This is a genomic window from Bacillus sp. ISL-77, assembly GCF_018613105.1.
Genome location: NZ_JAGGQY010000039.1, coordinates 78,223 through 90,684, shown reverse-complemented (window position 1 = coordinate 90,684; position 12,462 = coordinate 78,223). Strand labels below are relative to the sequence as shown.

Annotated in this window: 11 protein-coding genes; 8 read left to right on the top strand and 3 right to left on the bottom strand. The window is 38.3% G+C overall.

Translation table 11 applies throughout. From position 1 onward, the window contains the following. Window positions 1-12: 12 nt before the first annotated feature. From J7E77_RS16695 to J7E77_RS16685, 3 genes are all read right to left on the bottom strand, one after another. Window positions 13-1,212, bottom strand: coding sequence for a CynX/NimT family MFS transporter (locus tag J7E77_RS16695; protein ID WP_214715825.1), 1,200 nt, complete (start codon window positions 1,210-1,212; stop codon window positions 13-15). Window positions 1,213-1,668: 456 nt separating this feature from the next. After that, complete coding sequence (locus tag J7E77_RS16690; RefSeq protein ID WP_214715824.1) at window positions 1,669-1,995, bottom strand: CBS domain-containing protein; 327 nt, start codon at window positions 1,993-1,995, stop codon at window positions 1,669-1,671. Window positions 1,996-2,332: 337 nt separating this feature from the next. Further along, a complete protein-coding gene (locus tag J7E77_RS16685; protein WP_214715823.1) occupies window positions 2,333-3,103 on the bottom strand; it encodes a hypothetical protein in 771 nt (256 codons plus the stop codon). 275 nt (window positions 3,104-3,378) lie between these two features. Here J7E77_RS16685 and J7E77_RS16680 point away from each other — a divergent pair, with 275 nt between their 5' ends. The 8 genes from J7E77_RS16680 to J7E77_RS16645 all read left to right on the top strand — a co-directional run bounded on the left by J7E77_RS16680 (window position 3,379) and on the right by J7E77_RS16645 (window position 12,286). Then, complete coding sequence (locus J7E77_RS16680) at window positions 3,379-3,804, top strand: DMT family transporter (protein WP_214715822.1); 426 nt, start codon at window positions 3,379-3,381, stop codon at window positions 3,802-3,804. A 48-nt stretch (window positions 3,805-3,852) separates the two neighbouring features. After that, a complete protein-coding gene (locus tag J7E77_RS16675; RefSeq protein WP_214715821.1) occupies window positions 3,853-4,548 on the top strand; it encodes a Crp/Fnr family transcriptional regulator in 696 nt (231 codons plus the stop codon). A gap of 35 nt (window positions 4,549-4,583) precedes the next feature. Continuing rightward, window positions 4,584-5,093: a DMT family transporter gene (locus J7E77_RS16670; RefSeq protein ID WP_214715820.1), complete on the top strand. Its 510-nt coding sequence runs from the start codon at window positions 4,584-4,586 to the stop codon at window positions 5,091-5,093. A 333-nt stretch (window positions 5,094-5,426) separates the two neighbouring features. Beyond that, window positions 5,427-6,716, top strand: coding sequence for a cation:dicarboxylate symporter family transporter (locus tag J7E77_RS16665; RefSeq protein WP_214715819.1), 1,290 nt, complete (start codon window positions 5,427-5,429; stop codon window positions 6,714-6,716). A gap of 26 nt (window positions 6,717-6,742) precedes the next feature. Continuing rightward, window positions 6,743-8,179, top strand: a complete 1,437-nt coding sequence (gene aspA / locus J7E77_RS16660) for an aspartate ammonia-lyase (protein WP_214715817.1) — start codon at window positions 6,743-6,745, stop codon at window positions 8,177-8,179. 141 nt (window positions 8,180-8,320) lie between these two features. Continuing rightward, window positions 8,321-9,634 (top strand): sensor histidine kinase, encoded by a 1,314-nt coding sequence (locus J7E77_RS16655; RefSeq protein ID WP_308160660.1) that lies wholly within the window; start codon window positions 8,321-8,323, stop codon window positions 9,632-9,634. Window positions 9,635-9,639: 5 nt separating this feature from the next. Next, entirely contained in the window at window positions 9,640-10,569 is a 930-nt protein-coding gene (locus J7E77_RS16650; protein ID WP_214715813.1) for a response regulator, read from the top strand. A 370-nt stretch (window positions 10,570-10,939) separates the two neighbouring features. Beyond that, entirely contained in the window at window positions 10,940-12,286 is a 1,347-nt protein-coding gene (locus tag J7E77_RS16645; protein ID WP_214715811.1) for an NAD-dependent malic enzyme, read from the top strand. The last annotated feature ends 176 nt before the right edge of the window (window positions 12,287-12,462 follow it).

Below are 12,462 nucleotides of genomic sequence, written 5' to 3'. Positions count from 1 at the left end.
ACTGTTCGCTTTTTATACGAATCGATTGCGACCCGCTAACATCCCAAATACCATAACGACTAAAGAAATAAGGATGAGTGCACTAAGTGGAACTGTCCATAAATGGGTCTGATCAAATAAATATCCAATAAAAAAGGGGCCCGCTGCTGCAAGGATATATCCAGTTGATTGTGCCATTCCAGATAACTCTGCAGCCTGGCTGGCATTCTTGGTGCGAAGTCCAATATAGGTTAGAGATAATGGAAAGATTCCTCCCAAAGCCATCCCAATGAAAATAATGCTAGCAATTAAAATGGGATAGGATGAGCCCAACAGTAAACCTCCATAACCAATAATTGAGCATAGGCTTAACAGGAATGCGATCCATTTTTGTGATTGAAAACGTCCTGCAATGACAGGGATGAAGAAACTGAAGGGTAGTCCGACTATTTGGGTGATTGAAAGCAGCCATCCTGCTTTCTCCATACTCATTCCTTGACTATGCAGGATTTCTGGTAACCAAGAAATCGTTACATAAAATAAAAAAGACTGAAACCCCATAAAAATGGCGATTTGCCACGCAAGTGGTGAACGCCAGATTTGATTAGATTTAGAACTAAGCCTTTTTATATCTGTTTGACTTCCATGATTATATTTGAAAAGAAAGGCCCACACCAAGATAGCTAGCACGATCGGAATACACCAAACAATTAAAGCTCCCTGCCAGCCAAGGTGCATGCCGTCTGCTAAAGGAACACTAACTCCTGATGCTAATGAGGCAAACAATCCCATTGAGGTAGAATAAACACTTGTCATAAGACCGAAGTGCTGTGGGAATTTGTCCTTTGCGATGGCTGGTAAAAGAACATTGCCAACGGCTATACCCACTCCAATAAAAAGAGTCCCCTTAAAAAGGAAAAACGTCATTGGGATGGATCTTAGACCTATACCGATTAATAGAGTGAACAAACCTATAAGCAAAGTCACCTCATTTGTTAATCGATTGGCGAGCTTTGGTACGATGGGTGACATGATGGAAAAAACAAGTAATGGCAAACTCATTAATAAACCTGTACTCCAATGTGCTAGTCCTACATCTTCCTGAATCATTCCAACTAACGGCCCTAATGATGTGATGGCGGGGCGCAAATTAAATGCTACTAGTATAATCCCCGTAACGAGCCAAAATACATAGGTCGATTTTGTTTGAGTATATGATTTTAGTAACTCCACTAATAGAACCTCCCACTCTTAAAACAAACTTTTTAAAGTATATCATAGTGAACAGAGAAGGAGTTAAATGTAACAGAGCTACTTCCATATTTTTCAGAAGAAGGGCCCCAATTTTACAATCTGTGCTAAAAAGGAAGAAAAGAAGAAAGGAAGGAAGGGAAGTTTCACACGACAAGATTAATTTCATTAGACCGAAAAAGAAACAATCGAGTCATGGATTTTTTACATAAGGCTAGTGCAAAAGTGGTGGAGATTGCTCAAGAAAGAACCATTGATACAATCATCAATGGAAAAAATGAGGGTTGGAAGATGGAGGTTGATATGCAAAAGACCACTAAACAAGCCTTCATACAAATATGCCACTTTCATAGAAATGATTCGATACAAAGCAGAACGACATGGAATTCAAGTCATTAACCGAGAAGAAAGCTAGATAAAAGTTTAGCGGTAAGCACCTTACAAGTTCTTGCCTATTAAAACCTCATCCAGAGAAATGACTCTATGATGTAACTCTTCATTCGAATCTAAAACTCCTATTACCATTTGATTGTCTTCTGTTATTGTGGCATATCTGAAATGTTTATCCCCGTTAATGAGTAAAGCAGTTACCTGTTTTGCCTCCATCTTGGCAAAGACATTTTCTGTGTACTCAAGTGGTAGAAAATCATCCAATCCTTCTGTTGGTCGACCAACCCATTTAAACAGGAAATCTTTAATTGCAAATTGCTCAATCATCGATAAATTTTTCTTGAATGTTAGCTTATCCACAGTTACTGTTTTCACTTTAATCACTCCTCAAATAGTAAATAAAGTTTATACTTTCAAATGCCTAACATCAACTGTATTACAGTGACAGAATATTTACATTTTGATTTCGGGTTATTTCAAATAAGGAATTAGATAAATCATTTTTTTAATAATTGCCACTGGATTTACTTGATGAAGCTCATATTTGCTATGGTTAGTTTCTAATTAAGCTAACAATGGTTTTCTTCCATTTTTAAATTTTTATAAGCCGAAAAAATACAAGTTTTTATTCACCACTTGTACATTTTCGGCTTATTTTCATTCAATAAATATACTGCCATAACCAGCATTTTCTAATTACCAATAATAAATATTATGCGGATTGCTTTTGGTTTCTTCTTGCGCGACTTTCCTTTTTATTTGATTTTGATTTTCCTCTTGATTTAGACACTCTAAATAATAGTACAAATCCCGCACTCAACAATAAAGCCCATACTAGTGCGAATTTATTACCACTTAAATATATACCTATACTAGGTATCAACAGAAGTACGATGCTTTTCAGATAATAATTTACTTTAGGATTAATGACGATGAAAACTGATATCATAACAAGCAACGAAGTTTTGATATTATTCCCCATAAAGGAGTGATTAGTGTAATTAACGTAAAAGTAATACCCAAACGCTCCTAAAATTGCTAATAAGGAAAGATAAAATCTCATAAACGAACTTTTATAAAACAGAATCCAAACGGCAATTAAATTAATACCTGCACATATTCCTAGTACAAATAATGTATGATAAAACGTAAAATTACCAATAGGATCTTTCATAAAATTCCAAATGAAATTGAAGTTGTAACAAACAGCTGCTACTACAAATATCTTAAAGACTAGTTTTAATGAGATCATCCTCCCTTTCTTTTTCTTATTTGAGGATCTGGATCTGGATGGTGAATCTACTCTCGCTTCGCCATCTTCATCTTCATCTACTTTTTTCTTTTTCCATCCCATAATCCATTGTTTAAATCCTCTTTCTTCCGGTTCCTCTTCTGTTTTTTGTCTAGTAGCGTAATCTCTTTCTTTATATTCTTCATCATCAACTTTTTCTAATTGTTGGTTCGAATTTGAATGAAAATCCAATGTTTATTCACCTCAAAAATATTTTTTAATTATTATAAAATTATTTAGATATAAGTAGTAATTTCTAAGCTCCTTTTTTAATAGAACGTTCCCTCAAGTGTACCACTATTAAATTAGTTTACCAGATACACTTTTTTCTACGGCTTACAAAAGGGTACATTAATTAAAAAATGAAAATAACACATTCTATTATGAGTTGAGGACATATGTCCTATTCAAACTACTTGGAAATAGCCTTTAATATAGTAGAGAAATCTAAATTAGGGGAGAAAACAATGAAGGGGATTATCTTTGCATTATTAGGCGGGGCATTTATTACCCTACAAGGGATTGCCAATACACGGATTAGTGAAGACATTGGCACGTGGCAAGCAGCAACTATTACCCAGTTCACTGGTTTTATAATGGCTCTCATTATCTTCATGTTCGTTCGAGACGGAAAAGGGCAAGGCTTCAAACAAGTGAAGCCATTATATTTGATTGGGGGCGCCTTTGCAGCGATTGTTATTTTCAGTAATGTCACCTCTATTCAGAGAATCGGTGTGACCCTTAGTATTTCGGCGATCCTGATAGCACAGCTTACGCTGACATTTATCATAGACAGTTACGGATGGTTTGGTCTGGAAAAGCAGAAGATGAAGCTGCCACAGTTTATCGGCATTGGGATGATGATCGTTGGTGTGGTGATACTAAGGTCTTAATAAGTGTCTTTTGGAATGTAGAAGGTGAAAGGCGGAGGGTGAAAAAGAGTGAAAGAACTGAATGATCAGGAGCAATTGGACGCGTATATCCAGACATATCAACTAGAATCGATCTTTCATGAATCATTAATTCCCCATTTGTCGCTGTACAGCTTTGAGCAAGGCGAGCTCATTTGTTCCCAGGGTGAAGCATCACAGTATTTGTATGTACTAGTAAAAGGGAAGGTTAAAATCTACACCAGCTCGCCAGAAGGTAATACACTCATTCTTTCTTTTAAGAAACCGCTTGAAGTGATCGGCGATATTGAGTATGTACGGGGCATTGACATTATTAACACAGTTGAGGCGGTATCGCCTGTTTGGATGATTGGTATTCACCATCGTTGGTTAAAGAAATATGGAAGTGACCATGCACCGCTCCTGCAATTTTTATTGGATATTATTACGAGGAAGTTCCAACTGAAAAACCATTCGATGAGCTTTAATATCATGTATCCCGTAGAGGTGCGCTTGGCTAGTTACCTATTGTCTGTATCCTTTGATGAATCCGATTCACTTAATAAAAACCAACTTAGCATCAGTATCAAGGATGCCGCCAATTTAATTGGCACGAGCTATCGTCATTTAAATCGGGTCATCACACAATTTTGTGAAGATGGTCTAATTGAGCGTAATCGAGGTTCCATTTTAGTTAAGGACAGGAATGGATTAAGGGATCTCGCCGGGGGTAATATTTACGAATAGCCTTAAAAAATATCAACACAAGGGAGAGAAATCGGATGATTCTAGGATTATTGTTTGCGATTATTGCCGGTTCGCTGGTAGCTTTGCAAAATATTTTTAACAGTAAAGTTAATGAACGGGCGGGATCTTGGGCAACGACTACCTTAGTATTAGGGATGGGATTCTTTGCTTCATTGACGTTTGGGCTCCTCTTTGAAGGGGGAAAGTTATTTCACTTACAAAATATGCAGACTTGGTACTGGTTCAGCGGTCTGATCGGAGTGGGAGTGGTTGTTTGTCTCGTTCAAGGGATCAAGCGGCTGGGACCAACCTATGCCATCGCTATCGCACTGACATCACAGCTCGTGGTTGCTCTATTAGGGGACACATTAGGCTGGCTAGGTCTGAATAAGGTTCCGTTTACTTTCAATCAGTTGGTCGGTGTGCTGGTTATTGTCGGCGGGATTGTCGTATTTAAATTTGGCGGCAGCGGTGAGGGTCATAAGGTACCAAAACTCACTTGGCCTTTTGCGAAAGGGAATAAAATATCTGAACTTCAAAAGTAGTTAAAGAGGGGTACAACTAAACAAACGTTTGAAACAAACCAAAGAAAGAATGAACTTGTGGATAAGGTGGTCCAACTTGCAGATAGATCAATTCCATTTGCGAAATGCCCAAAATAAGCCGTTCCTGTACAGGAACGGCTTATTTTGTTTGATCATACCATCTCCAAAAAAAGCAAGAAAATATTAATTATTAAAAAAATATTTTTTTATTTTAGACTTTTTGTAGTTTTTTGTGTAATCAAGTAGGTTTGCTAATAAAGTAAAAAACAGAGCCTGCAAAGTGTTCTGATTAAGATACAAAACATGCTTACACAAATAAGGGGGAGTTTTTCTATGAAAAGATTTGGGTTGGCTACACAAATATTTATTGCTCTTATACTCGGGATTATCGTTGGTGTCATTTTTTACGGTAACGAGACAGCGATAGCCATTTTAGGTCCTATGGGGGACATTTTTATCCATCTGATTAAGATGATAGTAGTGCCAATTGTCATCGCTGCATTAATCGTATCAATTGCCGGTGTGGGCGACATCAAAAAATTAGGAAAGTTAGGCGGAAAAACTCTTCTTTATTTTGAAAGCGTTACAACTTTAGCTATTGCGATTGGATTATTGGCGGCAAATCTATTTCAGCCGGGGGCTGGTGTAGATACAAGCAGTCTTAAGGCAAATGACATTTCAAAGTATGAAGAAACAATGGAAACGACTGGAGCTCCGAGTGTAGCAGATACGATTGTACATCTTGTTCCGACAAACGTATTTGAATCTATCACTAAAGGTGATTTACTTCCAATTATTTTCTTTATTGTTTTCTTAGGATTGGGAATTGCAGCAATAGGAGAAAAAGGAAAGCCTGTTCTGACATTTTTTGAAGGTATATTAGAAGCAATGTTTTGGGTAACGAATCTTATTATGAAATTTGCTCCTGTTGGAGTATTTGCACTCATTGGGGTGAACGTTGCAAAATTTGGCGCTGCCTCGTTACTTCCTTTGGGAAAACTGGTGCTGGCTGTTTACGTAACAATGGTATTTTTTGTCCTCGTTGTTCTTGGTGTTATTGCGAAAATCTCTGGGACAAGCATTTTTCTTCTCATGAAGGTACTTAAAGATGAGTTGATTCTGGCGTTTACAACCGCAAGCTCTGAAGCCGTTTTACCAAGAATTATGGATAAGATGGAGAAGTTTGGCTGCCCAAAATCAATCACTTCCTTTGTCATCCCGACTGGCTATACCTTTAACCTGGATGGCTCATCCATCTATCAGGCTCTTGCTTCACTTTTCGTAGCACAAATGTATGGAATTCATTTATCCATCATGCAGCAAATTACGTTGCTGCTTGTGTTAATGCTTACATCAAAAGGAATGGCTGGTGTTCCTGGTGCGTCGTTTGTGGTCATTTTAACCACACTTGGTACAATGGGACTTCCTTTAGAAGGCGTTGCTTTCATTGCAGGTATTGATCGTATTTTGGATATGATTAGGACGGCAGTTAACGTACTGGGAAATTCATTGGCGACAATCGTGATGTCAAAATGGGAAGGACAATTTGACCAAGAAAAAGCAAATCAATATGTGGACTCCTTTAAAGAGTCTAAAGAGTCTAAAGAGTCAAATGTAGCATAATTTTATTGAGCATAGGAGGGAATATCATGTTAGCTTCCAAGGAAAGTACTCAAGTACGAATAGAAAAGGACTTTTTAGGATCAAAAGAAATCCCGGCAGATGCTTATTACGGCATACAAACACTAAGGGCAGTTGAAAATTTCCCGATTACTGGCTATCGTGTTCATGAGCAGTTAGTTAAAGCATTGGCTATTGTCAAAAAAGCGGCTGCTTTAGCCAATATGGATACAACACGTTTATATGATGGAATCGGCAAGGTCATTGTACAGGCAGCAGATGAAATTATAGAAGGTAAGTGGCATGAACACTTTATCGTGGACCCCATTCAAGGTGGCGCAGGAACATCGATGAATATGAACATGAATGAAATCATTGCTAACCGTGCACTTGAATTACTTGGGAAAGAAAAAGGCGAGTACAAGCATGTGAGTCCGAATAGTCATGTGAATATGTCTCAATCTACAAATGATGCGTTTCCGACCGCGATCCATATTGCTACACTTCAGTTAATGGAAAAGCTATTGGATAAGATGCATCAAATGCTGGCCGTTTTTAAACAGAAAGCGCAGCAATTTGATCATGTAATTAAAATGGGACGAACCCATCTTCAGGATGCCGTTCCAATCCGTCTTGGCCAGGAGTTTGAAGCCTACAGCCGTGTCCTAGAGCGCGATATAAAACGGATCCAGCAATCACGTCAGCATTTATATGAAATCAATATGGGGGCAACGGCAGTGGGTACAGGTTTAAATGCAGATCCCCGTTATATCGAAAATGTGGTTAAGCACATAGCCGCTATTTCCGAATTGCCGCTTTTTGGGGCTGAACATCTTGTCGATGCCACTCAAAATACGGATGCTTACACGGAGGTATCGGCCGCACTGAAAGTATGTATGATGAACATGTCCAAAATCGCCAATGATTTAAGGTTAATGGCATCAGGTCCCCGTGCAGGACTTGGGGAAATCACCTTACCAGCCCGTCAGCCTGGTTCATCTATTATGCCGGGGAAGGTGAACCCGGTCATGGCGGAGCTGATCAACCAGGTTGCCTTTCAAGTTATTGGCAATGATCATACCATTTGCCTGGCTTCCGAAGCAGGACAGCTTGAATTAAATGTAATGGAACCTGTGCTTGTCTTTAACTTGCTTGAATCAATCAGCATCATGAACAATGCATTCCGTACGTTTACGGATTACTGCCTGGCAGGGATTGAAGCAAATACGGAACAGTTAAAAGAATATGTTCAAAAAAGTGTGGGAGTCATTACGGCTGTTAATCCCCATATTGGATATGAAGTAGCAGCGCGTATTGCAAGAGAGGCAATTTTAACGGGTAAACCAGTACGTGAATTATGCTTGCAATATGATGTATTGACAGAGGAAGAGCTTGATCTGATTTTAAACCCTTACGAAATGACAAACCCAGGCATTTCCGGAGCATCGCTTTTGGACAGAGGATAAACTTTATCTTTTAACAACGAAGTTGTCTTTTGTTTTTCACCATTGTATACTTTTCTAAACCTCATAACGAATTCAATATAGGTGGTATTTGCCTGTGTTGGATTCGTTATTTATGTTTATATCTGTTTAAAATCTTAGGAAGTGAATCGTTTGAAAATCAATCAATTGTTTGAGAGGAATTTATATACTTTCATTTTTGTTATAGTTGCTGTTCCGTTAGCGGGAGAGCTAAAATTTTATCCTTTTCATGATACCTTCCGTGTTAGTCTGGGTACGCCCATTATATTCTTTTCACTATTATTTTTGCGGGGCATTTCACCTATTTTACTAGGTATTGGCACAGCGCTGTCTATTTTTTCCTTTCGGGTAGGATTGGACTGGCTTACACAGGATCATTTCGATTTGTTCGCTTCCGTACAAACACGCTATCCTTCCTCCCTTTATTATTTTGCGTTCGTGTTCCTGTTTTACTTATTAAAAATAAATCAGTTCCACAACCGTCCTTGGATTATAGGAGTATTAGGCATTACCATTGAAATCATAGCCAGTTTAACGGAACTGATGTTTCGGCATGTGGCTGTTGGAGACTATTTGACTTTGTCAAAACTAGTCCAGATCTTTATCATAGCCATTTTCCGAAGCTTTTTTGTGCTTTCCTTCTTTAGTATGATGAAGTTATATGAAGGGAAAATAAGAGAGAGGCAAATTCGTCAAAAGAATCAGTATTTATTAATGTTGTTATCCAATTTGTATGTGGAATCCGTTCAGCTAAAAAAAGTATTGCAAAACGCGGAAAATACTACAATCACATCGTACGATTTATATCGGGACTTAAATAATCATATGAAACAAACAGGAATTTCCTTGGAGGAATTTAGCAAAAGGGCTTTACGGATTGCTGGAGAAGTACATGATATAAAAAAAGACAATCAACGGATTTTTGCAGGACTATTCAAGTTGATTGAAGATGAAAAGTTTTCAGATTACATGGATATACATGAACTTGTCCTGATCATTATTAGAACAAATGAAAAATACGCAAGCTCATTAGGAAAGAAGATTGAATTTCGCTATAAAATTAATGGTGAACATCCGGAATATCATGCATATCTCGTTTTATCGTTGATCAATAATTTAGTGGCAAATGCGGTAGAAGCTATTAAGGAGAAAGGAACAATAGCTATTTATTTAAAGCTGGTAAATCAGTTTGTATGGTTTCAAGTAGAGGATAATGGTCCCGGAGTTCCCGAAAAGTATAAAAGCTTGATTTTTAAACCAGGGTATACTTTAAAATTTGATCAGGCAGGCACGCCATCAACAGGTATTGGTCTTTCCTATGTACAAGAAATTACCGAAGAACTTGGGGGATGTGTTGATCTCCAAAATACTGTAGAAAATTCGGGAGCACTTTTTACCATAAAAATTCCGTTATATAGCCTAGTTGAAAGAGGGTAAACTTTATGAATTTTTATATCGTTGATGATGATGAGGTGCATCGTTCCATGCTGGCACAAATAATCGAGGATGAGGATCTGGGAGATATTATCGGAGAAGCCGAAGATGGCTTCATGCTCGAAAAAAACTTAATGATCCTTAAGTATGTGGATATTCTATTTATCGATTTGTTAATGCCTGTTTGTGATGGACTTGAAACCATTCGCCGCTTAAAAGGGGAATTCTTAGGTAAAATTATTATGATTTCACAAGTGGAATCAAAAGAATTAATAGGTGAAGCCTATTCCCTTGGTGTTGAGTACTATATTTCAAAACCAATTAATCGCATTGAAGTGTTAAGCGTTATTCGAAAAGTAATGGAGCGAATCCAGTTAGAAAAGTCGATTTCAGAGATTCAAAAATCATTAAATACCGTGTTTAATTTACAGCAGCCAAAACAGGAAACGGCAAATGTATTGAAGAAAACTAGTATTGTAACGGCTGGAGAGTTTCTCTTATCTGAATTAGGTATCTTAGGTGAAAACGGCAGCAAAGATTTACTGGATATCCTCCAATATTTAGATCAATATGAACAACATCATACGTTCGAACAATTTCCTCCGCTTAAAGAGATTTTTGTGCAAATTACTTTAAGAAAGCTTGGGACGCCCGCGGCACAAATTGATATCCAGCGGGAAGTAAAAGCCTCTGAACAACGGGTACGAAGAACGATTTACCAATCGTTAAATCATTTAGCTTCGCTCGGTTTATCAGATTTCTCCAACGCTAAGTTCGAAAATTATGCTTCTAAGTTTTTTGATTTTACGATTGTACGCAAGAAGATGACAGAATTACAAAAGAATCCTAAAGCTACTGCTTCCAGTACACGAATTAATACGAAAAAATTTATTCAAGTTCTTTATTTCGAATCGAAGAGGCTCATTCAAGAGGATTAATTGCAGAACTCTAAAATGGCCTTTTTTTCTTTTTTATGTGCTTCTGGCTATAGATGAAGGCACCCCAAATTGGAACTTTAAATTATTAACAAATAAAGGTTACCTCTCCCTCCTGCTTACCTGTCATATGTAGAGTGATTTCCAGTTAAATTTATAATATATCAAATATTCAGTAATGGGTATAAATTACCTTTGTTAGTTTTTGTAGTGTTTTGTCGTTCTATGTATATCAACTCTTATATTACGAATAGGGAATCATTTATTTAAATGGTCAAAAGAAATTGTATAAAATGTTAACGATCAAAGAGGAAAATGGGAGTCACTTCTTCCCTTGCCCATTCATAGACAAGTAGTTTTGGAGGAATTAGATATGATTAGCAAACAAATTATTCGAACATTGATGGTAGAAACACCTTCCTTCCCCGGTAATCTCGGGAAAGTAGCAACGACAATTGGTCTTGCAGGTGGAGATATAGGGGAAATAGAAACGGTAAAGGTAGGTCCAAATTACACAATACGTAATATTACTGTTCAGGTCGATCATGAGGAGCAGATAGAAGAATTGGCAGACGCTCTCTCCCGGTTAGACGGGGGAATTCATCTTCATGCTGTTTCAGATGAAGTCCTTCATGCACATGAAGGAGGGAAAATTCATATGAAAAGTAAAGTGAATCTTCAAACATTAGCTGATTTAAGAAGAGTTTATACACCAGGTGTGGCCGATGTTTGCCGAATTATCGAGGCAGAACCGGATAAAGCAAAAATTTATACGAGTATTGGTAATTCGGTAGCGATCGTTACTGACGGAACCGCGATTCTTGGCCTGGGAGACATCGGCCCTGTTGCCGGAATGCCAGTTATGGAGGGGAAGGCTGTTCTCTTCGACCAATTAGCCGGTATTAATGGGATTCCGATTCTTCTTAATACGAAAGACCCGGATGAGATTGTACGGACAGTGAAAAATATTGCTCCGGGTTATAGTGGTATTTTACTCGAAGATATAGGGTCTCCACACTGTTTCGAGGTCGAAGAACGACTTAAGAAGGAGCTGGATATTCCGGTAATGCATGATGATCAGCATGGAACGGCTGTCGTTACCCTGGCTGCCACGATATCAGCGTGTAGAAGTGCCGGTATTGACTTGAAAAATGCACAAGTTGGCCAGATTGGCCTTGGAGCAGCAGGGTTGGCGATTTCTCGAATGCTTATGGCATACGGAGTAAAGGCTGTATTTGGAGCAGATTTATCTCCGGATGCGAAGGCGAGGTTAGAGAACTATGGCGGTCATCCCGTTGATAGCATTGAACTATTAATGAGGAACTGTGATATCGTTATCGCCACTACAGGTGTTCCTGGACTGATTCAACAGCAATGGGTACGCCCAGGGCAGGTGATTTTAGCATTATCAAACCCCAAACCGGAAATCGAACCGGAATTAGCCCTGCAGGCGGGAGCTGCATATGCGGCAGATGGCCGCTCTGTTAACAATGTTCTTGGATTTCCTGGTATTTTTCGAGGAGCTTTAAACGCGCAAGCTAGTAAAATCACCCATCCTATGCTAGTCGCTGCCGCTGAAGCGATCGCAGCATGTACTAAACTTGGAGATTTGGTTCCGCATCCTTTAGATTTACATGTTCATAAAATGGTGACCGAAGCGGTTGAAAGAGCGGCTGTTCAATCTAATAGGAAAGCAGAATTTACTAGCTTTTCAGGATAAGAGGAAGTCGATCAAAACTAGTTCAATATCATCAAAATTCACTTGCTAAGCGGAAGCTATTCAGCATTGCCCAAAGGGTTCATTGGGAAGTGAGCTATTTTTCGTAATTCAATGAAATTGTTTAACAACAGATGAAGGACGCTTTTGGCGTCCCTTTTCCATTTTAACCACTAATA